This is a genomic window from Streptomyces sp. NPDC104381 (assembly GCF_055583745.1).
Map to the genome: position 1 here is coordinate 289,657 of NZ_JBVJNK010000002.1, position 21,976 is coordinate 311,632.

General features: G+C 72.9%; 20 protein-coding genes and 1 riboswitch. Of the genes, 2 read left to right on the forward strand and 18 right to left on the reverse strand.

The features are described from left to right. Positions 1–47 precede the first annotated feature (47 nt). Both ACZ607_RS06310 and ACZ607_RS06315 read right to left on the reverse strand, forming a co-directional pair. The gene (locus ACZ607_RS06310; protein ID WP_469732294.1) at positions 48–1,556 is read right to left on the reverse strand and encodes an amidase; all 1,509 of its coding nucleotides are present in this window, start codon (positions 1,554–1,556) and stop codon (positions 48–50) included. A 193-nt stretch (positions 1,557–1,749) separates the two neighbouring features. Next, complete coding sequence (locus tag ACZ607_RS06315) at positions 1,750–2,106, reverse strand: hypothetical protein (RefSeq protein ID WP_469732296.1); 357 nt, start codon at positions 2,104–2,106, stop codon at positions 1,750–1,752. 203 nt (positions 2,107–2,309) lie between these two features. Between ACZ607_RS06315 and ACZ607_RS06320 the strand changes: the two genes are divergently transcribed. Continuing rightward, positions 2,310–3,491 (forward strand): cytochrome P450 family protein, encoded by a 1,182-nt coding sequence (locus ACZ607_RS06320; RefSeq protein ID WP_469732298.1) that lies wholly within the window; start codon positions 2,310–2,312, stop codon positions 3,489–3,491. A gap of 35 nt (positions 3,492–3,526) precedes the next feature. Here ACZ607_RS06320 and ACZ607_RS06325 read toward each other — a convergent pair whose 3' ends face one another. The 6 genes from ACZ607_RS06325 to ACZ607_RS06350 form a co-directional block, all read right to left on the reverse strand. Continuing rightward, a complete protein-coding gene (locus tag ACZ607_RS06325; RefSeq protein WP_469732300.1) occupies positions 3,527–3,886 on the reverse strand; it encodes a hypothetical protein in 360 nt (119 codons plus the stop codon). A 54-nt stretch (positions 3,887–3,940) separates the two neighbouring features. After that, on the reverse strand, positions 3,941–5,536 hold the full coding sequence (locus ACZ607_RS06330; protein ID WP_469732302.1) for an ABC transporter ATP-binding protein: 1,596 nt from the start codon (positions 5,534–5,536) through the stop codon (positions 3,941–3,943). Next, positions 5,533–6,363, reverse strand: a complete 831-nt coding sequence (locus ACZ607_RS06335; protein ID WP_469732304.1) for an ABC transporter permease — start codon at positions 6,361–6,363, stop codon at positions 5,533–5,535. Before ACZ607_RS06335 ends, ACZ607_RS06330 begins: the two co-directional genes overlap by 4 nt. After that, positions 6,360–7,307 (reverse strand): ABC transporter permease, encoded by a 948-nt coding sequence (locus tag ACZ607_RS06340; RefSeq protein ID WP_469732306.1) that lies wholly within the window; start codon positions 7,305–7,307, stop codon positions 6,360–6,362. The genes ACZ607_RS06335 and ACZ607_RS06340 overlap by 4 nt, the downstream gene beginning before the upstream one ends. Before the next feature lies 1 nt (position 7,308). Beyond that, the gene (locus ACZ607_RS06345; protein WP_469732308.1) at positions 7,309–8,883 is read right to left on the reverse strand and encodes an ABC transporter substrate-binding protein; all 1,575 of its coding nucleotides are present in this window, start codon (positions 8,881–8,883) and stop codon (positions 7,309–7,311) included. Between the two features lie 52 nt (positions 8,884–8,935). Beyond that, positions 8,936–9,062: riboswitch (cobalamin riboswitch) on the reverse strand. Positions 9,063–9,189: 127 nt separating this feature from the next. Beyond that, complete coding sequence (locus ACZ607_RS06350) at positions 9,190–9,432, reverse strand: hypothetical protein (protein ID WP_469732310.1); 243 nt, start codon at positions 9,430–9,432, stop codon at positions 9,190–9,192. 190 nt (positions 9,433–9,622) lie between these two features. Here ACZ607_RS06350 and ACZ607_RS06355 point away from each other — a divergent pair, with 190 nt between their 5' ends. Then, complete coding sequence (locus ACZ607_RS06355) at positions 9,623–10,384, forward strand: hypothetical protein (RefSeq protein WP_469732312.1); 762 nt, start codon at positions 9,623–9,625, stop codon at positions 10,382–10,384. Here ACZ607_RS06355 and ACZ607_RS06360 read toward each other — a convergent pair. From ACZ607_RS06360 to ACZ607_RS06405, 10 genes are all read right to left on the reverse strand, one after another. Continuing rightward, the gene (locus tag ACZ607_RS06360) at positions 10,347–11,903 is read right to left on the reverse strand and encodes an NCS1 family nucleobase:cation symporter-1 (protein ID WP_469732314.1); all 1,557 of its coding nucleotides are present in this window, start codon (positions 11,901–11,903) and stop codon (positions 10,347–10,349) included. The genes ACZ607_RS06355 and ACZ607_RS06360 overlap by 38 nt on opposite strands. Positions 11,904–12,001: 98 nt before the next feature. Then, positions 12,002–13,003, reverse strand: a complete 1,002-nt coding sequence (locus tag ACZ607_RS06365) for a TIGR03842 family LLM class F420-dependent oxidoreductase (RefSeq protein ID WP_469732316.1) — start codon at positions 13,001–13,003, stop codon at positions 12,002–12,004. 282 nt (positions 13,004–13,285) lie between these two features. Further along, positions 13,286–14,167: a LysR family transcriptional regulator gene (locus ACZ607_RS06370; RefSeq protein WP_469732318.1), complete on the reverse strand. Its 882-nt coding sequence runs from the start codon at positions 14,165–14,167 to the stop codon at positions 13,286–13,288. Between the two features lie 121 nt (positions 14,168–14,288). After that, on the reverse strand, positions 14,289–15,302 hold the full coding sequence (locus ACZ607_RS06375) for a helix-turn-helix transcriptional regulator (RefSeq protein ID WP_469732320.1): 1,014 nt from the start codon (positions 15,300–15,302) through the stop codon (positions 14,289–14,291). 624 nt (positions 15,303–15,926) lie between these two features. Continuing rightward, entirely contained in the window at positions 15,927–16,931 is a 1,005-nt protein-coding gene (locus ACZ607_RS06380; protein ID WP_469732322.1) for a TauD/TfdA family dioxygenase, read from the reverse strand. Next, positions 16,928–18,031 (reverse strand): amino acid kinase family protein, encoded by a 1,104-nt coding sequence (locus ACZ607_RS06385; RefSeq protein ID WP_469732324.1) that lies wholly within the window; start codon positions 18,029–18,031, stop codon positions 16,928–16,930. Before ACZ607_RS06385 ends, ACZ607_RS06380 begins: the two co-directional genes overlap by 4 nt. After that, entirely contained in the window at positions 18,028–19,086 is a 1,059-nt protein-coding gene (locus tag ACZ607_RS06390; RefSeq protein WP_469732326.1) for an aspartate-semialdehyde dehydrogenase, read from the reverse strand. Before ACZ607_RS06390 ends, ACZ607_RS06385 begins: the two co-directional genes overlap by 4 nt. Before the next feature lie 31 nt (positions 19,087–19,117). Continuing rightward, a complete protein-coding gene (locus ACZ607_RS06395; protein ID WP_469732328.1) occupies positions 19,118–20,158 on the reverse strand; it encodes an amino acid ABC transporter substrate-binding protein in 1,041 nt (346 codons plus the stop codon). Next, a complete protein-coding gene (locus ACZ607_RS06400) occupies positions 20,158–21,417 on the reverse strand; it encodes a methylaspartate mutase (RefSeq protein ID WP_469732329.1) in 1,260 nt (419 codons plus the stop codon). Before ACZ607_RS06400 ends, ACZ607_RS06395 begins: the two co-directional genes overlap by 1 nt. Next, positions 21,417–21,902 (reverse strand): cobalamin B12-binding domain-containing protein, encoded by a 486-nt coding sequence (locus ACZ607_RS06405; protein WP_469732331.1) that lies wholly within the window; start codon positions 21,900–21,902, stop codon positions 21,417–21,419. Before ACZ607_RS06405 ends, ACZ607_RS06400 begins: the two co-directional genes overlap by 1 nt. Between the last annotated feature and the right edge of the window lie 74 nt (positions 21,903–21,976).

The following is a 21,976-nucleotide window of genomic DNA, read 5'->3' on the forward strand; positions in this document are numbered from 1 at the left end:
ACCGGCCCCCTCTCCACAGTGGCCCGCGCCCATTCCGGCGGAACCGGTCACTCCTGCCCGGCGGGGCCTGTCGCGGGGCCCCGGTCCTGCCGCACGGGCGGCCGGTGCTCGTACCAGCGCAGGTCGGCCTCCAGCTGGGCGGCGAGCGAGATGAGCCGCGCCTCGCTGCGGGAGGGGCCGAGGAGCTGGGCACCCAGCGGCAGGCCGTCGCGGGTGAATCCGGCCGGGACGTTCACCCCGGGCCATCCCAGGACGTTCCAGGGCCAGGCGTAGGGGCAGGCCGAGGTCATCGCGAGGTCGGTGCGCCAGGCGCTGAGCCGGTCGAACTCCCCGACACGTGGGGGCGGGGCGGCGGTGGTCGGCGTGAGCAGCACGTCGTACGTACGACCGCCCTCGCCTCGCGCCGCCTCGAAGAAGGCACCGATCCTGGCGTGCTGGCGCACCTCGCGTGCGCGGGCGGCCCGCACGATCCGGCCGCCGAGCCGGGTCCCGGTGCGCAGGGCGCTGCGGGTGCGGGGGTCCAGGAGCGCGGGCTCGGGGTGCAGCGCGGCGAGCTCGGCGATGCCCGCGGTGGCCCTGGGGACGAAGGAGAGGCCGATCAGCCCGTAGCGGGGGCGGGCCTCCTCGACGTCGTGACCGAGCCGCGCGAGGGTCTCGGCGAGCGCGGTGACGGCACGCAGGACCTCCGGGTGCGGCGCGTTGCGGGTGAGGGTGAGCGGAGGCCGCAGCGACAGGCCGATGCGCAGCCGGCCGGGGTCGCGGCGGGCGGCCGCGGACGCGTCGACGGAGGGCGGGCGGTGGTGGTCCCGGGGGTGCGCTCCGGCGGCGGCGTCCAGGAGGAGGGCGGCGTCCGCGACGGTACGGGCGAGGGGGCCGTTGACCGTGAGGCCCTGGAAGGCGTCGCTGTGGGGGTGGACGGAGATCCGGCCGCGCTGCGGCTTGATACCGACGAGGTGGGTCCACGCGGCGGGGATGCGGATGGAGCCCGCGCCGTCCGAGCCCAGTGCGGCGGGCACCAGCCCGGCGGCGACGGCTGCCGCGGAGCCGCCGGACGAACCGCCGGGCGTGTGTCCGGTGTTCCACGGGTTACGGGTGACGCCGAAGGCGGGCCCCTCGGTGAAGGCCCACTGGCCCAGCTCGCAGGAGTTGGTCTTGCCGACGATGACGGCCCCGGCGGCCCGGAGCCTGCGTACGGCCTCGCTGTCGGCGGTGGCGGGCGGGAGCGTGCCGTCGCAGCCGAAGTAGGTCGGCATGCCGGCGACATCGGTGTCGTCCTTGACGGCGACAGGCACCCCGAGCAGCGGAAGCCGCTCCCCCGCCGCGAGCCGCCGGTCGGCCTCGGCCGCCTCGGCGAGCGCGGCCTCCGCGCGCAGCTGGCGGAAGGCGTTGAGGGTGGGCCGGCTCGCCTCGATACGGGCGAGGGCCGCCGCGACCAGGCCGGACGAGGTCGCCCCGCCCTCGGCCAGCTCCCGGGCGCAGTCACCGAGTCCGGGCTGTGCGGGCGGCTCCACCGGCCTGGCCGGCCCGGTCCGCTCCGTGGGGTCCGCCGAGGACATCGCCACCGCCTCCTCACGTCCGCCGGGGCCTCGGCCCCGGGGTCCGTCCGGAGTCCGCCCGCGCGGTCTACCGGAGAGTAACGAGGGTGCGGGGCCCGCTCAAGCACGCCGCACACGGATCGGGACCCGGCGCGGCCCCCAGGCCGCGTCAGGTCCCACGGGCGCACCCCTTCGCCGAGGGCGCGTCCGTCCCCTACGGCCGTACTTGGATCTCGCCGATGCCCGTGCCGAGTCCGGCGCAGTGCGCGGTCGACTGCCCGGACTCGCCGGGCCTCAGCGTGACGTGCTCACCGTCCACGTCGGGCGACCAGCCGCAGACCAGGTGGACCCAGAAGACCTGCGTGGCCGACCCGTTGTTCCTGCAGAGCGCGTACCCCGTGTAGTCGTCGATCGCGTGCTTGCCGGTGTCGCAGGACAGTCCCGGCGGGATGGCGGCGGGTGCGACGGCCACCGCGGCGGTGACGGGCACGGCGAGTGCGACGGTCATCCCCGTGACGGCCGCGGCCCGGGCCAGCGTGCGGACGGCGTTCCCCTTGAACAGCTTCTTCATGTCTCCCCTTGATTCCGGTCGACGCTTCCGTCGAGTTCCGGTGATCTCCAGGGCAGTGCTCCCCCACGTTCCGTAGCCGAAAACAGCGCCGAACCTCACCCTCCGTACACCCGGTCGGCGGGGCCCGCAACCGCGCGCGGGCGTACGCTCACCGGATGGGGTGAACTCCTCCCGCGTACGTCCTGACCAGGGAGCCGGAGACCATGAACGACGCCGCCGCCGGGGACGACCGGTCCGCCCGCGACCCCTATGCCGCGTATGCGGCCACGCGCTCCGAGTGCCCCGTGCGGGCGGTGGCATCCGGATCCGGCGGACGCCTCAGCTATCTGGTCACCGGCTACGCGGAGGCCCGGCAGGCCCTCGGCGATCCCCGGCTCTCCAAGGACACCGCCGCCTTCTTCGCCGGGAAGGAGTCGCAGCGCCGTCTGCACCCCGCCGTCGCCCACACCATTCTGGCCAGTGATCCGCCCCGGCACACCCGGCTGCGCCGGTTCGTCACCGGTGCGTTCACGAGCGGCGCGGTCGCCGGCCTCTCCCCCTTCATCACCCGGCTGACCGACGAGCTGCTGGACCGGTGGCCGGCCACCGGTCCGGTGGACCTCGTGGCCGGCCTGGCCGCCCCTCTCCCGGTCATGGTGATCTGCGAGCTGCTGGGCGTTCCCGAGGGCGACCGGCCGCAGATCCAGCTCTGGTCGGCCGACCTGTTCGCCGCCGGACAGCCCGGGCGCGCCGACGCCGCCTCGCACGCCGTCGCCGCCTACATGTCCGGCCTCATCGCCTCGAAGCGCCTCCACCCCGGCGGTTCGCTCCTGGACCGCCTCATCGCCCTGCGCGACGGCGAGGACCGGCTCACCGAGGAGGAGCTGGTCTCCCTGGCCGTGCTGCTGCTCGTCGCCGGCCACGAGACGACCACGCACTTCCTCGGCAACGCCGCCCTGGCCCTCCTGCTCCACCCGGCCCAGCTGCAACGTCTCCGCGACGACCCCGGGGCCGTCCCCGGCGCACTGGACGAGCTGCTCCGCTTCGACGCCCCGGTCGCCACCTCCACCTTCCGGTTCACCACCGAGGCCGTCACCCTCGGCGCGACCGAGATCCCCGCAGGCGTCCCCGTCCTGGTGGCCATCGGAGCCGCCAACCGCGACCCGGGCCGCTTCCCGGCGCCGGACCGGCTCGACCTGGACCGGGACGCGACCGGTCACCTCGGCTTCGGCCACGGCATCCACCGCTGTGTCGGCGCGCCCCTCGCGAAGCTCGAAGCCGGGATCGCCCTGCGCGCGGTCCTGACCCGCTTCCCCGGTATCCGGCTCGCCGGGACCACGGACCGGCTGGAGTGGCGGAACACCCGCCTCGTCCGCGGGCCGGCCGCTCTGCCCGTCCTGGTCTGAGCCCGGCGTACAGCGCCGCTCCGGCGCCGGATTTCTCAGGGAGCGGTACGTGTACGCAGGACGAGCGCGGCGGTGACCGCGAGCGCGCCCGATCCGATCAGCGCGAGCGTGCCCGGGGAGCCGATCACGCGGTGGGAGCCGATGGCCATCACGGAACGCCGTGCCTGGATGGACAGCGCGCTTCCGGAGCTCTGGATGGACCCCAGCGACACCAGGGACAGCGCGGAGCCGATCGAACCGACGGAGAGCGAGGAGCCGATGGACCCGATGGACAGCGCGCTGCCGACCGACCCGATGGACAGCACGGACCCCACGGAACCGATGGAGAGGAACGAGTCCTTCGACCACAAGGAGAGCGAGGAACCCCGGACCGGACGAGCGGAGATATGCGGCATGGGGGTCATTATGCTGCGAGCGGGCCGGGATCGGCACGACGGACGACGACAACTTCACCGCCTCGCCGGTGACACCCCGTCAGGCTCCCAGCCGGCGGGCAGCACCTCGTCCACGGGTCCGCGCCGCACACAGCGCCCGCCTTCGAACAGCACGGCCTCCGTGGTCAGCGCACGCACCGCGGGCAGATCGTGGCTGACGAACAGCAGGGCCGTTCCGGCGGGGGCGAGCAGACGGGGCAGCGCGTCCAGGACCCGCTGCCGGGAGACGGTGTCCAGCGCCGAGGTCACCTCGTCGCACACCAGGAGGGCCGGCCGCGCCGTCAGCGCCCGGACCAGTGCGCAGCGCTGGAGCTGGCCGCCGGAGAGCCGGCCGGGAGTGCGGTGCAGGAGCGCCTCGTCGAGTCCCAGCGCCCCGGCGGCCTCCACCGCCTCCGCCGTGGCCCCGGCCTCCGGGAGACCGCGCAGCAGCCGTGCGGTGTCCGCCAGTTGAGCGAGCACCGGGCGGTGGTCCTCGAAGGATCCGGCGCTGCTCTGGTGCACGTACTGGACGGCGCGGCGCAGTTCTGCCGTGCGCCGGTCGACGCGTCGCGCCAGCGGCCGGCCATCGAACCGTACGTCGCTGCGGGAGGGCGTCGTCAGCCCGGCCAGGACCCTCGCGAAGGTCGTCTTGCCCGAACCGGAGGGGCCGAGCAGCGCGGTCCTGCTGCCGGGCGGGAACTCCATCGACACCGGTCCGGCGAGCGGATCGCCCGACCGGCGGCGCACGACGACACCCGTGGCGGTGACCCCGCCGCGCCCCGGAGGGAGGGCGGGCGCGGTCCTCGTCCCGGCGGCGCCGGTGCCGTGTTCCGCGGCGAGCAGGTCCCGGGTGGCCCGGTGGCGGGCGGCGGGAGGCCCGGCGGCGGTCACGGGGGCGCCGGTGCCGAGGATGTCCGACGCCGCGCCGTCGTCCACGACACGGCCGTTCTCCAGCACGAGGACCCGGTCCGCCGTCGCGCGCACCAGCCGAAGGTCGTGGCTGAACAGCAGCACACCGGTGCCGCCGTCCGCGAGCGCCCGTACCGTGCGGCCCAAGGCGTGTGCGAGCGCCGGGTCCAGACCGCTCGTCGGCTCGTCCAGCACCAGCAGTGCCGCCCCCGTGACCAGGGCGGAGGCCAGCGCCAGGCGCTGCTGCTGGCCGCCGGAGAGCTGGTGCGGGAAACGGCGCCGGACGGCCGTCCACTCCAGGCCGGCCAGGGCCGTCGCCCGGCGTGCGGCGGACGTCCGCGCGGCACGTCCCGCGTGACCGAGGGTGGCCAGCTCCGTCAGCGCGCCACCGGACCTGCGCAGCGGGTCCAGCACCGTCTCCGGGTGCTGGGGCAGGTGTGCGGCCGTGCCGGCGCGGGCGCCCGGACGCCGGGCGGGTGCCAGGGACAGCAGGTCGGTGCCCGCGAGCAGGGCACGTCCGTCCAGCCGTACGCCGTTCCGGGAGGCACCGAGCGCGGCCAGGCCGAGCGTGGTCTTGCCGCTGCCCGACGGGCCGACGACGGCGGTCACGCCGCCCGCCACGACGGTCAGCGCGACCCGGTCCAGCAGGGGGCGGTCCGCCCCTTCCGCATGGGCGGAGAGGTTCTGGAGATCCAGCAGCGGCGGGTCCACCCGGCCGGTCATCGGTCCCTCCTCCGCCGTGCGAGGGCACGGTCCACGAGCAGGTTGCCGCCGACGCACAGCGCCGTCAGCAGACCGGCCGGGACCAGTACGGCGGCGGGCTGGGTGAACAGGGCGTCGCTGTTCCGCTCGATGAGGACCGCCCAGTCCGGGGACGAGGCGGGCAGCCCCAGACCGAGGAAGTTGGCGGACGCCAGCAGGTACAGCACCACCGCGAAACGGCCGCCCGCGTCGGTGGCCAGGGGGGCGGCGAGCTGCCGCGCCAGGTGGCGGAGATGGATGTACGCCCAGCCGTGCCCCTGCATCCACAGCGCCTCGACGACCGTCCGGGAGCCCGGTTCGAGCGCCGCCCCGCGCACCAGGCGTGCCACCGCCGGAACCTGGAGGATCCCGGCGACCGCCACCAGCCAGTACCGGTCGCGGTGGCCCGTCGCGGCCAGCGTCATCAGGACCAGCAGCCCCGGGAAGGCGAGCAGCAGATCGAGCCCGCGCATCACGGTCTCGTCGAACCCGCGCCGCGGTCCCGCGGCGAGCAGCCCCAGCGGCACCCCCACGACCAGGCCGACCAGCAGTGCGCCCAGGGCGCTGCCGAGGACGGAGGCCCCTCCGTGCAGCACGAGCCACAGCACGTCGCGGCCCAGCACGTCCGTACCGAGCGGGTGTCCCGCACCGGGCGGCTGCGACGGCAGCGCGCCCTCGGCCCACGGCGCGTCCCCGGCCGCCCACGGCCCCGCCAGGGCGACGAGCACGGGCACACCGAGCAGGATCGTGGCGATCCACGGGTGGCGGGGCCCGGTGCGTACGGCATCGGTCTTCGTCCGTACGGTCATGCCGTGACCTCCCGGCGCGGTGCCAGCCGGAAGGCGACCAGGTCGCCCACGAGATTCACCACGACGGCGGTGCCGGCGAACAGCAGCGCGTACGTCTGCACCTGGGGCAGGTCCCTGTTCTGCACCGCCTCGACGAAACCGCTGCCCAGCCCACGGAAGCCGAAGACCGCCTCCACCAGGACCGCGCCGCCCAGCAGTCCCTCCACACAACGGGCGAACTGCTGCGCGGCGGGCCCCAGGGCCCCGGGCAGCACATGGCGCAGCACCACCGTCCTCTCCCGCATCCCCAGCAGCCGCAGGTGCTCGGCGACCTGGCCGTGCCGTCCCGCCGCCACACCGGCGCGGACCTGCCGTGCCAGGTCGCACAGGTGCCTGGCCGTCAGGACGGCGACGGGCAGCACCAGCACGGCCGGCTCCGCCATCAGCGCGGCCGTGTCCATGCCGATGGCGGTGGCGGGCAGCAGTCCGGCCGCCAGCGAGACGGAGGCGACCAGCAGCAGCCCGAGGACGAACTCCGGGACCGCGTGCAGCACGACGGCCACCGTGTTCAGCGTCCGGTCGGTACGACTGCCCTCCCGCAGGCCGGACACCGTGCCGAGCAGCGGCGCCACCAGCGTGACCAGCACCAGCGCGGGCACGCCCAGCAGCAGCGTCACGCCGACGCGGTGGCCGATGTCGTCGCCCACCGGGACCCCGGTCGTCAGGGAGTTCCCGAGGTGACCGGTGAACAGGCCGCCGAGCCAGTGCCCGAAGCGCGTCCAGGCCGGCTCGTCGAGACCCAGCCGGGTGCGGAGCGCCGCCACCTGTTCCGGCGTGCCGAGTTCGCCGCGGAGCACGTCGGCCGTGTCGCCGGGCAGCAGCGAGCCGACGGCGAACACGGCCACCAGCACCACCAGGCACTGGAGGACCGCGAGCAGCGAACGCCGAAGGAGATAGGCGCGCACGTCAGCCGACGCGGACCCGGTCGAACCGGGCCCAGTCGTGCGAGTTGGGCGGTGCGGCGCGCAGGCCGCGCACCGACGGTCCGACGGCGTCGTTGGCGTCGGAGAACGCCCACACCAGCAGCCCCGACCCGTCCCGTGCGATCTTCTGGGCCCGGGCGAGCAACGCCAGCCGTTCCCGCTCCTCCCGGGTCGTACGGGCGCGGTCCAGCAGCGCGTCGAACTCCTTGGAGGCGTACTGCGTCTGGTTGCGGGCCGCGCCGCCACGGACCCGCTGCTGGAGGAAGTCGGAGACCGGCAGGGTGGAGGTGGTGTTGAAGGCGGCGACCCCCTGCGTCCTGATCTCGCTGAAGTACGTGCTGGAGGCCCGGGTGTTGGAGGTCATCCTCAGCCCGATCTCCCGCAACTGACGGCCCATCAGCTCTGCGGCGGGCTCCCACGCGGCGTCGACGGAGCTGGTCTCGACGGTGACGGACAGGCCCTCCGCACCGGCTTCCCCGACCAGCCTCCGCGCCTCGTCGACGTCCCGCTCACGGGGTTCCAGGTCGGCCGGGTAGCCACGCAGGCCCATCCCGAACAGGTCGTTGCCGACCTCGCCGTGACCGGCCAGCGCGACCCGGACCAGCGCCTCCCGGTCGATGCCCAGCTGTACGGCCCGTATCAGGCGGGGGTCGTCGAACGGCTTGCGGCCGGTGCGCAGCAGCAGTTGCTGCGCGGTGGCTCGCGGCGCGGTCAGCAGCCGCGTGGAGCCCTCCTTCTTCAGCCGTTCCACGGAGGCGCCGGCCATGTCGGCGGCGTAGTGCACCTGCCCGGACAGCAGGGCGTTGAGCCGCGCCGACTCCTCGTTCGCGGGGACGATCTCCAGCTCGGCGATGTGCGGGGCACCGTCCCAGTGGTCGGCCCAGCGCCGGTACCGGGCGGTGCCGCCGGGTGTGAACGACACATAGGTGAAGGGGCCCGAGCCGACGGGCTCACGGAAGTCCGTCGTCCCGTCGGGGATGATCTCGGTGCCGGGGCCGGCGAGGACGGTGGGGAACTCGAAGTTGGGTGCCTTCAGCACGAGGAGGACGGACCGTTCGCCGTCGGCCCTGGAGGCGTCGAAGTCGATCGCGGAGAGCAGGACCTGCGAGGGCGAGCCGGTCGCGGGGTCGGCGGCGCGCCGGTAGCTGTACAGGACGTCCCCGGCGGTGACCGGTTTCCCGTCGTGGAAATCCGCCCTGCGCAGGCGTATGCGCCAGCGGGTGCCGGAGGTGTCGCTCTCCCAGGACTCCGCGAGCCGCCCGCGGACGGACATGTCGTCCGCGTAGGTGGCGAGGGTGTCGTACAGGGCCTTGGCGCGGGCCTGGTCGACGAAGTTCGGGGCGACATGCGGGTCGAGGGTCTCCTGCGAGCCGCCCGCCGTGAAGGCGGCGCGGAACCGGTCGCCGCCTCCCCCGTCCTTCGTGTCCCCGCCGCAGCCGGCGAGCAGGCCGGACGCCGCCAGCCCCAGGGCGCCTCCGGCGGCCAGTACGCTCCGCCTGCCGGGCTCGGGGCGGCCGCCGGGCCGCGGACCCGATGCCTTCCGGGCATGCCTCGTCACAGTCGATCCTCTCCGGGGTGTCCTCGCCCCTGCTGTCGGACCGGCGACGGGTCAGTCTCCTGGCTCCCGGATCATCGCTCTCCTCCGCCTTCCCGTCCGCACCCGCGGACAGTGACATACAGGAGGACCGCTCCCCGGTCACAGTGGCGGGACCGCGCCGGACTCGCACCGGCTTCCTGATCCCCGTCGCCTCGTGCCCCCATTGTGGCCCACGCCTTTTCGCCGGTTCACCCGGCCACGGACTCGCCGGGCCGGGGGCGGCCCGGCAGGCCGGTCACCCGGCGGTGAGGGGCGCCGCGCCGTGGCTCAGCGTCCCCTCGGCACCTCGATGTCGTAGACCAGCGCGTAGACGATGTCCCGGGCCTGACGCAGGTCGTAGCCGGTCGAGTCCACGATCACCTTGACCGCGCGGATGGCATCGCCCCCGAGCATGAACATGCGCGCGTCGGCCTGCGCCTCGGCCGGAACCGGCAGCGTACGGGCCCGCCGTGGATCCACACTGCGCGGGATCTTCGGCAGCCCGCCCGTCTCTTTCCTGCCCCACAACACCTTGCTCCCCCTTGTCGCCGCGGCCGGTGCACGACCGGTGTGCACCGGCCCAGCAGTACCGTCCCCGGCACATCCGGTCAACCTCCGTCCTCCCGGCCGTCCTGCGCGCGTCCGTACGCGGGCGTACGCTCGCTAGGTGGGTGATTCCCGCTTGCAAGGCCCTGAGCAGGGACGTTTCCGAGGAGGCGCCGTGGCAGGACAGCGCATCGCCACCCGTGCGGGCGCCTGCGCGGCTGTGGTCGTGCTCGCCGTCGCCGGTGGTACGGCGGCCCACGCGGACGACGACATCGAGTCGCTCCCCGCCGAGCAGATCGCCGACCGCTCCCGTGACGCCCTGCTGGACGCCGGCTCCGTCCACCTGCGGGCGCGGGGCGACCTCGGGAAGGGCCGCTCCCCGATGACGGTGGACCTCACGCTGGACCGGAACGGCAACTGCGCGGGCGGGGTCGACCTGGGCGAGGACAAGGGCTCGGTGAAGATCGTCAAACGGGGCGACTCGGTCTGGCTGAAACCGGACGCGGCCTTCTGGGAGAACCAGGTCCCGGTCGGCGGCTCGGCCTTCGAGGCCGTCCTGGCCGGGCGGTACATGAAGGGCTCCGCCTCGGACTCCCGGCTGCGCCCCGTCGTCGAGGCGTGCGACCTGGACACGTTCCGCGAACTGGTCTCCGACAACGCGGGCTCCGGCGCCGGGAGCTACAGCAAGGGGAAGGTGACGGCGGTCGACGGCGTACGGACCGTCCCGGTCACCAGGGCCCTCGGCGAGCAGAGGCTGACGGCGTACGTGGACACCGGCGGCAAGCACCACCCGGTGCGGATCACCGTGCGCGGTGCAGGGGCGGACGCGGCCGTGGACTTCTCCGGCTTCGACGAGCCGGTGCCCACGGCCACGCCCCCGGCGGACGAGACGGTGGACGTCAGCGCCGTGCTCGGCCGGGGTCCCGCGCAGTCCTGACGCCCCGGCTCAGCACCGTGTACAGGAGCAGCGAGGAGACCAGGCCGACGGCCCAGCCGTAGTCGGCGAGCGGTCGGAGGAACGGGATCAGCCCGTCGGCCGGGAACGGGCCCTTGCCCGGGGCCGAGTGGGAGCCGCCCACCGCGAGGACGCCGCCGACGGCGAAGGCCACGACGGCGCGCCAGTTCCAGCCGCCCCGGTACCAGTAACGGCCTCCCGGCAGATAGAGGTCGGGGAGGTCGAGCACGGTGCGGCGGATGATCCAGTAGTCGGCGATCAGGATCCCGGCCACGGTGCCGAGGAGACCGCCGACCAGGCCGAGCCAGGTGAAGATGTACAGCTCGGGTGTCTCGGTGAGCTTCCAAGGCATGATCAGGACACCGACGATCCCGGTGATCAGCGCGCCCGTACGGAAGTTGACGAACTTCGGGGCGAGGTTGGCCAGATCGTACGCGGGTGAGACGACGTTGGCCGCGATGTTCACGGAGATGGTCGCGACCAGCACGGTGATCAGTCCGAGGAGCAGGCCGAAGACGTTGTCGGTCTTCGCGACGAGCTGGACCGGGTCCCAGATCGCCTCCCCGTACACGGCCTGGGAGCCGGAGGTGACGAACACGGAGAGCAGGGCGAAGAAGGTCATCGTGGTCGGCAGCCCGAGCACCTGGCCCCGGATCTGGGCGCGTTGGCCGGCACCGAAGCGGGTGAAGTCGGGGATGTTCAGGGAGAGCGTCGACCAGAAGGCGATCATCCCCATCAGGGACGGGAAGAAGACCGGCCAGAAGTCCGCGCCCCAGCCGAGCGCGGACGGCTGGTCCAGGAGTGGCCCGAATCCGCCGGCCCTGACCGCGATCCAGACGAGCAGGACCACCGCGCCGACGATGACGAAGGGCGCGGCCCAGTTCTCGAAGCGGCGCAGGGTGTCCATCCCCCGGTGGATGATGGCGAGTTCGAGCGCCCAGAAGAGGACGAAGCACAGCCAGAGCGTCCAGGGCTGCCCGCCGACCTCACCGGCCTGTGCCCAGCCGCCGAACATCTTGCCGAGCAGCGTGAAGATCCCGACGCCGCCGATCCAGGTCTGGATGCCGAACCAGGCGCAGGCGACGGCCGCCCTGATCAGCGCCGGCAGGTTGGCGCCGCGCAGTCCGAAGGAGGCCCGCGCCAGGACCGGGAAGGGGATGCCGTACTTGGGTCCGGCGTGCCCGGTGAGCAGCATCGGTGCCAGCACGATCACGTTGGCCAGCGCGATGGTGAGGACGGCCTGCTTCCAGTCCATGCCGAGCGCGACGAGCCCGGAGACCAGCAGCCAGGACGGGATGTTGTGGGCCATTCCGATCCACAGGGCCGCGAAGTTGTACGTCGTCCAGCGGCGCCGCTCCAGGGGCACGGGCAGCAGGTCGTCGTTGACGAAGCGGGAGCCGGCGGGCACGGCCCCGGGGGCGAGCTCGACCCGGCCGCCCGGCGGGCCGGTTATCGGCTCCCCGGACGAGGCTGGTGGGACGGGTGGGACGGTAGCGGTCATGGTGGCGTGACCCTTCGCTCGGGAGAGGTGCCGTGCGGGGCGCGGGGATGCGGTGCCTGGACAGCCGCTGCGGGCGGGCGGCGGGACGTGGCGGGGCGTCAGGCGGACAGCGCGGGGATGACCGTGGAGCCGTAGGCGTCGATGGTCGCCTCACGCGCGTCGTGCATGTTGTAGACCGCGAACTGGTCGACGCCCAGGTCACGCAGGGCCTGGAGCTTCTCGATGTGGGCCTCGGCGGGGCCCAGCAGGCAGAAGCGGTCCACGATCTCGTCGGGGACGAAGGCGGTGTCCGGGTTCCCGGTACGGCCGTGGTGGCTGTAGTCGTAGCCGGAGCGTCCCGCGATGTACTCCGTGAGGGCCTCGGGTACGAGTCCGGAGTGCTCGCCGTAGCGGGAGACGAGGTCGGCCACGTGGTTGCCGACCATGCCGCCGAACCAGCGGCACTGCTCGCGCGCGTGGTCCAGGTCCTCGCTCACATAGGCGGGCGCGGCCACGCAGATGGTGACGGAGTCCGGGTCGCGGCCGGCCTCGGCGGCCGCGTCGCGCACCGCCTTGACCATCCACTCGGTGAGGTAGGGGTCGGCGAGCTGGAGGATGAAGCCGTCGGCCTTCTGCCCGGCGAGCGCGAGCGCCTTGGGTCCGTACGCGGCCATCCAGACGGGGAGGCTGCCGTCCTTCACCCACGGGATCTGGACCGGCTGCCCGTCGACGGTGGCCTCACGTCCCTCGGCGAGGTCCCGGATCACGTCGATGGCCTCGCCGAGCCGGGCCAGGGTGTTGGGGCTGCGGCCGGCCACCCTCATGGCGGAGTCACCGCGCCCGATGCCGCACACGGTGCGGTTGCCGTACATGTCGTTGAGCGTGGCGAAGGTGGAGGCGGTGACCTCCCAGGTGCGGGTCCCCGGGTTCGTCACCATCGGCCCGACGCGCATTCGCTCGGTGTGTTCCAGGATCCGGCTGTAGATGACGAAGGGCTCCTGCCAGAGCACCGCCGAGTCGAAGGTCCAGCCGTAGCGGAATCCGTTCCGCTCCGCGCGGCGCATGAGTCCGACGACGGCAGAGGCGGGCGGGTCGGTCTGGAGGACGAGTCCGAAATCCATGACAGATGCTCCTGGTCCAGGTGACGGCAGGCAACGCGAGGATGTGGCGGCCGGGACCGCCGGAGCTCGGGAAAACCTCCGAGCCGCGGTCCTCGGGTGTCCCGGGGGCGCGCCGAAGCGGCTCCGTGGGCGCGTCCGTGAGCGGCGTGCTCCGATAGAGCTTTCCACATCGGGGCGCGTCGAACCTCGTACGACGGCCGTCTCCCGGGCGAGTCGCGCGGGAGCGGTCCCTGCCGGTCAGGGGCGGGTCATGGGCGGGTCATGGGTCCGGTGCCGCGTGGACTACTGGGCGTACTCCTCGGTGAGGAACCGCATCGTCTGGTCGATGAAGACCCGCATCTCACGGGTCAGCGTCTTGCCCCGCCGCCAGGCGATCTGGGTGTACACCGTGAAGGGGATGGCCCAGGGCAGGGAGACCAGGGTGCCGGCTTCCAGGGCGTCGGCGACCGTGGCCGTGGGGAGGAGGCTGACGCCGAGTCCGGCGGACACCCCGCGCTTGATGGACTCGATCGTGCCGAACTCCAGGAAGGGCAGCGACTCCCCGGTGCCGTCGTTCAGTTCCGTCTCGAAGAGTTCCCGGTAGGCGCAGCCCGCTTCGGCGGACAGGACCTGGACGTCGCGGAGGTCCTCGGTGGTCACCTTCTCCGCCCGGGCCAGCGCGTGTCCCGGAGCGGCCACGAGGGTCAGCGGTTCGGAGCCCAGGACCTCGGTCTGGACGCCCGGGTGGCGGGTCTCGGCCTCCATGAGGAAGCCGAGGTCGAACAGGCCCTGGCGCAGGGCGTGGCAGGTCTCGGCGCAGAGGCTGGGGCGCAGGACGATCTGGAGGGCCGGGTGACGGTGGTGGAAGAACTCCAGCAGCATCGGCATGCGGTAGGAGGTGATGCTCTCCATGGATCCGACGGTGAGCGCGCCCGTGGGCTCGTCGGAACCCAGGGCGGCGCCCCGTGCCTCGCCGGCGAGCGTGAGCATCTGCTCGGCGTAGGGAAGCAGCCGCCGACCGGCCTCCGTGAGCTCGATCCGGCCACCGAGGCGGTCGAAAAGGCTGACCTCCAGCGATTCCTCGAGGCTCTTGATGTGGGCGGTCAGACTGGATTGCGCATACTTCAGTTCAGCCGCCGCGCGAGTGAAACTGAGCAGCGTCCCCACCTTGTGAAACGTCGCCAACTGCCGAATATCCATGTCCCCTCCGAGGTCCGGTTTTCGCCGAACGTGGCGGACACAAGAAAATCAGCCCACCGGAGGGTGAGGCCAGAACTGCCAGCTGTCTAATCGAGGACAGACGCCGTCAGGAAACGGCCACGCTTTCGTCGTCCTGTCCGAGCCCTTGCTTGGCGAGCAGGATCCCTGCCTGGAATCGGCTGGTCGCTCCGACCTCCCCCATGATTCCGGAAATATGACGGCGGCATGTGCGCGTGGAAATTCCCAGACGGCGGGCGATCACTTCGTCCTTGAGGCCCATGGCCATCAGCCGGACGACCGAGATCCGCAGGTCCTCGGCGTGGTGGTACTCGGCGGTCTCGCCGATGTCGAAGGCCTGGCTCCCCTGCCAGACCGACTCGAAGGACCTGTACAGATAGGCGACGATCGTGGGGTCGGTGACGATCGCCGCGCCGGGCGGCTCCTTGCCCGTGCGTTCCTTGGGGATGAAGGCGAGCTTGCGGTCGTAGATGATGAGCCGCTCGGAGAGTTCCTCGGCGGTGCGGACCTCGGCGCCCGCCTCGCATATCTGGCGTACGTAGGCGCGGGTCGCGAGGCTGGCGGTCGCGGTGTGCTGGTACAGCGTCCGGATCCGGACACCGCGCTCGCGCATCTCCAGGGTCTGCAACAGGTCTTGGTCGAGGAGTTCGGCACTGCGGCCTCCGCCGGGCTGGAGCGTGATGCGCTCCTCCGTACACCGTCTTCGCGCCAGGTCGATCTCGCGCCGTACGTCCTCGAAGTCGTCGAGGACACGGATCGGTACGTCCTCCGGCTCGGGCTGGGCCCGCGCGCGGTACATCGCGGACAGGGCACGCAGCTGCTGGTGGATGCTGGAGATCTCGCGGCGGCGCTGGGCGATCGAGAGCTCCAGCGGCGTGACCAGCTCCGCCTCGGCGATCTCGGGGTCGAGCGCCACCACGGCGCGATCGTCCCCCGTCGAGGCGAGCAGCCTCAGATCCTGCAGGGTCTTGCGCGCCTGGGTGACCAGGCGGACGTCGACACCGAGATGGCCGGCCACGTCCTCGTCCCCGAAGGAACCGGTGCGCAGCGCGAACTCGTAAGTCGCGACGGCTACTTCGTCCAGTTCGTATTGCTCGTCCATCGGCATCCAACCCCCATCGCATGCCCGATATGTCGCTATCCACTTGCTGCCGCTCCATCATAGGACACCCCGTGGCTCTCGAACTGGATCTTTGAACCTGACAGATTTCCAGTGCGGCCAGACGGGGCCGCAAGCAAATGAGACTCACTGGGGGGACTCGACATGAAGGCACGTACTTTCCTGACTCACGGCATCGCGGCAACCGCCCTCGCAATCGGAATCTTTCACTCCGTGGACTTGACGACCACAAGCACCGGAACGGACGAAACTTCGAGCAGAGTTATCGTCGCCGACGACAAGTGGGACGTCGTCCCGCCCACCGGCACCGGTGCGACCGCCGCGCTCTCTTCCCTTTCCTGAAACCGTGCCGAAATACCGAGGAGCAACGGTGTTCCAGAGGAATGCGACCGCAACCGGTCATGAAACGCGCTGCGATGACACAGGAACTCTGCACTGGCCGCGCCGGACCGCCTGACGCGGACCGGCTGTACCTGGGGGGCGGGTGCAGGACGAGCAGGACGAGCACGACGCGCGGATCCCGGCGTTCGAGGCGCCGGGACCCGGGCGCCGTGCTCGTCCCATGTGCGGGGTGACCACCGCGCCGTGTGACGGCGCGCGCGGTGGTCAGAAGTGCACACGGCGGTCCTCGGGGGTCACCCGGTACCGGATGTCCCAGAGGCTCCGCCGCACATAGGTCCGCTGGAGCCAGCGGTCACGGCCGTCGTGGCGGGCCTCGAAGGGTGAACGGGCGTGAATGCCCTTGCGGTTGTTGATGAGCAGGGCCTGTCCCGGCTCCAGCCGCACGGCGTGCGCCACCTCCCGGGCGACCGACTGGAGGTGCTCGAAGGCGGCCTCCGCCTCCCGGTCGAGCGCGCGGACCCCGTTCGCCGACACGGCGATCTCCGGGTGTTCCCCGGTACCGCTGATCACGGGCACCGGGTGGGACAGCACCTCCGCGCCGCCCGCGGCACTGCGGGTGTAGCTGCCCGGCGCGTTGAGCCGGAAGAGCGGACGGCGCAGCAGCTCCAGCGCCCCGGTGTCGAGCCGGCGGCACAGGTCGCGGGCGTCCGCGTAATAGGTGACCGCCCCTCCCGAGCGGTCGCCCCGCAGGCAGTTGAGCACGAGGAAGTCGGGGTTGGCGACGTCGTAGCGGCCGGTCGCGTCGTAGGTGATGTCGCTGTGGAAGTTCAGGAAGACCGCCGAGCTCTGGTTGGTCTGCGTCCGGGCGCCGCCGGCGACCGGAACGACGTCGTGGACCAGCCGGCCGCCCTTCTCCGTGAGCACACCGAGTGCCTCGCCGAGCAGACCGGTCAGGCCCAGCAGCACGCCCTCGCTGACGAAGCCGCTCTTCCCGAGGCCCGGTCCGCCGTCCAGCGGTGTGGGCCCCGTCGCGGTGTCGACGGGCAGGTTGCGCACCAGGGCGACGCCCGGGGCGTCGATGTGCCTGCCGAAGTCCAGCACGGCGCGCAGCAGTCCGAGCGGCAGCGTCGCGAAGATCTGGTGGCATCGGGCGGTGGCCCCGTCGAAGTCATGCCCCGGATCGGGCAGCCCGGCCAGTGCGCGGCCGATCGACTCCCGTACGTCATCGGGCAGTTCCAGGTACGTGAAGGTCGTGGTGGCCACGCTCATGTCGCTCGTACCCCTCCTCGTGTGCCGGTCCGCAGGACCGGGAGGTCCAGTGCGTCGTGCAACCGCTGTGCCAGGTGCAGCGCGTCGGCAGCGCTGTCGGCCACGTGCGTGGTGACCTTGCTCCCGCGCATCTCCGCGACGGGCACGCCCGCCTCCCGGCCGGGCGCCACCCCGTGCCGGAGCTGGACGGCCTCCGTGTCGACGTATCCGCCGACGACCGCCACCGACGGCCGGGTGCTGAGGCGTACGACGTCGAGCCCTTCGAGGTGGAAGGCGTGGTGCGCGGCGTCGGCGCGCGCCTCGTCGGGGTAGTCCAGGACCACCGACCGCTGGTTGAAGACCACGGCCCCGGCCTGGGTTCCCGCTCCGCCGATCGTCGTACCGATCGTGTACGGGGCCCGGTTGAAGCGCAGGAGGATCTCGATGCGGTGCCGCAGTGCCAGCTGGACGGCGCGGCGGTGCAGTACCTTCGCGCCGTACAGCGACATCAGGGCCGCCATGTTGTACGAGACCTCCGGGAGCATCCTGGCCCCGGTGATCAGATGGGGGTCGGACGTGTAGATCCCGTCGACGTCGGAGTGGATCTCGCAGGAGCGGCTGCCGACGGCGCGGGCGACCGCGAGCGCGGACAGGTCGGAACTGTTCTTGCCCAGCCAGGTCGGCCGCCCCTCGGCGTCGACCGCCTGGCCCCCGGGCACCACCACGACCTCGTACTCCGCGAGCGCGCGGCGCAGCGGCCGGGGATCGATCCTGGTCACCCGGGCCCAGAGGAACGAGGCGTTGGTGGTCAGCCCCAGCTGGTGTCCCGCGAGGACAGTGGCGGTGCGCCCCCTGCTGTGCAGCGCGCCGGCCAGCAGGTGGGCGCTGACCAGGTCGGCCGTGGTCAGCAGGCCGGCGGCGGTGGCCGCGCCCGGCTGGGCGTCGACCTCGTGGAGCCTGTCGCGCAGTCTCTCGGTCTCCCCCTGCATCGCGCTCACCACCACGGCCGTCGGCCTGCCCTCGCGGCGGATGCGCTCGTCGAGTCCCGCCGCGAGCTCGTGGTAGGCCTCGGGGGTGCGGAAGGTGGAGCCGCCGAACTTCAGGACAACCGGCGTGTTCACCGCACTCCTCCCGACAGGAAGCCGCGGGCGAGGGCGTATTCGGCGATCTGGACGGCGTTGAGGGCCGCGCCGACCCGCAGGTTGTCGGAGACGAGCCACAGCCAGAAGCCGCGCGGGTTGTGCGGTGACACCCGTACCCGGCCGACGTGCACATGGTCGGGGTGCCCCGCCTTGAGGGGGGTCGGGAACGCCGCCCGGTTCTCGGCGTCGTGCACGGTGACCTCGGCCTGGCGGCCGAGCAGGCCGACCAGTTCGGTGCGGTCCACCGGCTCCCGCGTCTGCACCCAGACCGCCTCGGAGTGGGAGTTGACGACCGGGACGCGGACGCAGGTGGCGGTGACGTCGAGATCGGGCAGGCCGAGGATCTTGCGGGACTCCTGGACCATCTTCTGCTCCTCCAGCGTGAATCCGCTGTCCTGGAGCTCGTCGACGAAGGGGACCACGTTGAACGCGAGCGGTGGGCTGAACCGTTCGGACGGCAGGTCGGCGTCGGGGTCGCGCAGGGCGACCTCGGTGCCTTCCAGCAGTTCCTCGATGCCCTGGTGTCCCTGCCCCGACGCGGCCTGGTAGGTGCTGACGACGACCTGCCGGATCCCCCAGCGCCGCTCCACCGGCTGGAGCACCCGGACCAGGGGGATCGTCGAGCAGTTGGGGTTGGCGATGATGCCGCTGCCCGGTGGCCGGTCCAGGACGGCGTAGTTGGTCTGCGGGACGACGAGCGGGGTGTCGGGGTCCATCCGGTAGGCGCGGGTGTTGTCGATGACCAGCGCGCCCTTGGCGACGGCGGCGGGTACCCAGGCCCTGCTGACGGAGGTTCCGGCGGAGAAGAACGCGATGTCCACGAGTCCGAAGTCGAAGTCCTCCAGGGAGCGCACCTCGTGGGTCTGTCCGCCCACCGGGATCTGGCGGCCGGCACTGCGGCTCGACGCGACGAGGTACAACTCGCGGTAGCGCAGGTCCCGTTCCTCGATCAGTTCGATGAGGGTGCTGCCCACGGCTCCGGTGGCACCGATGATGGCGATGCGTGGGGCGGTGGGGTCGGTGACGAGAGTCATTCGGACTTCTCCGTTCTGGGCGAGGGGCGGGTCAGTGGAGGGGCACGGGATAGTGCAGCCCGCCCGAGGTCCACAGATGGTTGAGTCCACGGGGTACGTCCAGGCCGGAGGCGGCGCCGAGGTTCCGCTCGTAGATGTCGGCGTACGTGCCGACCGCCGACAGGACCCGGCCGGCCCACCGTTCGTCCAGTCCGACCGCCGGCCCGTGCGGACCGGCGTGCCGGGCCGCGGCCTCCGGCCCCTCGTGCTCGGCGGCCAGCAGCAGTTGCAGCACCCAGCGGACCAGGCGGAACCAGCGCGGGTCGGTCTCGTGGACCGCGACGGCCATCGGCTCACGCGAGATCGAGACCGGCAGGATGTGGTGGTCCCGGGGCCGGGGCAGCCGGGACCTGGCGCCGGCGAGTGCGGTGCGGTCCAGGACGTAGGCCGCGCAGTCCCCGTCGGCGTACGCGGCGAGGGCGCCGGCCGGGTCGTCGAAGGGGACGGCCTCGACCTCCAGGCCGCGCGGGCCGTACCAGGCGTCCAGGTTGAAGGCGGTCGTGCAGCCCTTGTGGACCGCGAGGCGGCGGCCCGCCAGATCGGCGGGGTCGGTGACGCCGGAGTCCGCCGGGACCAGGAATCCCTCGCCGTCGTAGCAGGTCACGCCGGCGAAGAGCACCCTGCGGGTGGCCTCCCGGCCCATGGTCCAGGTCAGGTTGCACGTCGTCAGGTCGGCGTGCCCCTCTTCGAGCGCCGTCAGCCGGTCGCCCGCCGTGACGGGGCGCCAGTCGACGGCCTCGGGGTCACCGAGGGCGGCCGCCGCGACGGCGCGCGTGATGTCGGTGTCCAGCCCCGTCCAGCGCCCTTCCGGTGTACGCCGCGACAGTCCGTGGATGCCCTGCGAGACGGCCGCCCGCAGTGCTCCCCTGGCACGGGCGGCGCGCAGCGTCGCCGTCGCGGTCCGGCGGGACTCGGGGGGCCTCCCGTCGTGCGGTGCCGGGACGTTCGCCGTACGGGACGGGGCGTGCGGGGCCGGGCGGGACAGGGAACGGCCCGTGGCGCGCAGCCTCGGTGCCGGGACGGGGCGGGTCATCAGGCGCTCCTCAGCGGGTGGCGTCCGGCGTCGTGGTCGAAGCGCCGACGGTTGAAGGTGAGCAGCCCGGTCAGCCGTCTCGCGGTGACCGGGGCCGCGGCGGTCGCCGTCACGGGCATGGCGCCGGACCGGCTCCAGGCGAGCACGGAGCGGTCGTCGATGGTGGCGCGGGCGCGGTTGGCGTTGTCGGGGTGCAGACAGTAGGGCACATCGAGGACACCCCGGGCGAAGGCCTTCACCAGACACTCACCGAGCCCCCGGCCCGTCTCCAGCGTGGCGTCGACCAGGGTGCGGGCCTCCTCGTACAGGCCGGATTCGGTGGCGCGGGGGCCGTCGGCGCGGCCCACGGCGGTGGTGGCGGCCGTGGCGGCCGCGTACTCCAGCGAGGCCACGTTCTCCTCGACGGTCGGGATCCGGTGGGCCTCGGCCGGGGTCTTGACGACCAGGCGTTCGGCGCCGCCGTGCACGGCCAGGCGGGCGCTCTCGGCCAGGAGGCGGCGGCTGCCGCCCTCGGTGCGCGGGAAGACGCCCATGAAGGTGTAGAGCACGAGGTGGTGCGGGGTGGACAGCCGCTCGCCGGCGAGCCGCCGCAGCGCCGCGAGCGCCTCCAGGTCCTGGCCCTGGTGGACCTGCTGCGCGTAGCTGAGCGAGATGCCGCGCAGGCCGTGTTCCTGGAAGAACATGGCCTCCAGCACCGAGAGCGCGACCAGGAGCGACGGCGGGCACAGCTGGCCCAGCATGCAGCCGCCGAAGGTCTCGATGTGCGGAGGCACGGGCTGGGCGGCGAGGAGTTCGCAGCCCGCGCTCCACTCGGCGACCGCCCGTGCGAGGGGCACCCGGCCGTAGGGCAGGCAGTACGAGACGGGGCCGCCCTCCGTGGCGTCCGCCCCGGCCTCGGCCATCGCGCGGAAGAGCCGCAGGGGCAGGGGCGTGCCGTGGCGGATCTGTACGGGGAAGCCGTCCGACGAGCAGGTCCGCAGGAGGGACCGCACCGCGGGGACGCCGTGGGCGAGGAGGGGGAAGCCGTTGAGCCCGGCGGGGTCGTCCCGCAGCGCGCGGCGTGCCGTCCCGTCGTCGTGGCAGCGGGTGTAGCTGTCCAGGGTGACGGTGCCGACGGTGGTGGCGTCCGCGTCGCGTACGGCGCGCAGGCCGGCGCGCATGCGGTGGAGTTCGCCGAAGCCCATGCGCGGCTGGACGACGAGGCGCCCCTCGGCACGGGCGTGGTCGACGAAGGCGGTGAACCGGTCGGTGGGCTTCATCAGGCGGCTCCGGCCCCTGCGGAGGGCCGCCCGTGGGAGTGGCCGGCCGCCAGGTCCCCGAGGAAGGACTCGAAGCGCGCCAGCCCGGATTCGGGGCCGCCCTCGGCGGCGTCGTCGAAGACCGCGTCGTATCCGGCGGCCGTCAGGCGCGCGTCGGCGTGGTCGCGGCCGTCGATGCCGAGCTTGCCGCCGATGACGACGGGCAGGGCCGCCAGGGACGGCACCGCGCGGAGGGCGCGTATGAGCCGGAGCCCGTCCGTACGTCCGTGGCCGTTGACCGTACTGACGACGAGCAGGTCGGGGCGGCCCGTGCGGCAGGCCTCGACGATGGTCGCGTCGGGTGTCGTGTTGCCCAGGTTGGCCACCTCGTGCCCGAGGTCCTCCAGGAGCAGCTGGAGGTACACGAGGTTCCACAGGTGGGCGTCGGAGGACAGACCGGAGACGACGACGCGTAGGCGCCGCTCGGCGAAGGCCGTGACGTTCATGCGGTCCCCCCGGGGGTATGTGAGCGAGCGGTCGTGGAAACTATCCGCCCCGCCCCGCGGCCCGGTCCAGCAGC

Excerpts from the sequence above, each read along its gene's own strand:
- ACZ607_RS06310 (WP_469732294.1), bottom strand. The coding sequence starts at position 1,556 with ATGTCCTCGGCGGACCCCACGGAGCGGACCGGGCCGGCCAGGCCGGTG.
- ACZ607_RS06315 (WP_469732296.1), bottom strand. The coding sequence starts at position 2,106 with ATGAAGAAGCTGTTCAAGGGGAACGCCGTCCGCACGCTGGCCCGGGCC.
- ACZ607_RS06320 (WP_469732298.1), top strand. The coding sequence starts at position 2,310 with ATGAACGACGCCGCCGCCGGGGACGACCGGTCCGCCCGCGACCCCTAT.
- ACZ607_RS06325 (WP_469732300.1), bottom strand. The coding sequence starts at position 3,886 with ATGCCGCATATCTCCGCTCGTCCGGTCCGGGGTTCCTCGCTCTCCTTG.
- ACZ607_RS06330 (WP_469732302.1), bottom strand. The coding sequence starts at position 5,536 with ATGACCGGCCGGGTGGACCCGCCGCTGCTGGATCTCCAGAACCTCTCC.
- ACZ607_RS06335 (WP_469732304.1), bottom strand. The coding sequence starts at position 6,363 with ATGACCGTACGGACGAAGACCGATGCCGTACGCACCGGGCCCCGCCAC.
- ACZ607_RS06360 (WP_469732314.1), bottom strand. The coding sequence starts at position 11,903 with ATGACCGCTACCGTCCCACCCGTCCCACCAGCCTCGTCCGGGGAGCCG.
- ACZ607_RS06365 (WP_469732316.1), bottom strand. The coding sequence starts at position 13,003 with ATGGATTTCGGACTCGTCCTCCAGACCGACCCGCCCGCCTCTGCCGTC.
- ACZ607_RS06375 (WP_469732320.1), bottom strand. The coding sequence starts at position 15,302 with ATGGACGAGCAATACGAACTGGACGAAGTAGCCGTCGCGACTTACGAG.
- ACZ607_RS06380 (WP_469732322.1), bottom strand. The coding sequence starts at position 16,931 with ATGAGCGTGGCCACCACGACCTTCACGTACCTGGAACTGCCCGATGAC.
- ACZ607_RS06390 (WP_469732326.1), bottom strand. The coding sequence starts at position 19,086 with ATGACTCTCGTCACCGACCCCACCGCCCCACGCATCGCCATCATCGGT.
- ACZ607_RS06395 (WP_469732328.1), bottom strand. The coding sequence starts at position 20,158 with ATGACCCGCCCCGTCCCGGCACCGAGGCTGCGCGCCACGGGCCGTTCC.
- ACZ607_RS06400 (WP_469732329.1), bottom strand. The coding sequence starts at position 21,417 with ATGAAGCCCACCGACCGGTTCACCGCCTTCGTCGACCACGCCCGTGCC.
- ACZ607_RS06405 (WP_469732331.1), bottom strand. The coding sequence starts at position 21,902 with ATGAACGTCACGGCCTTCGCCGAGCGGCGCCTACGCGTCGTCGTCTCC.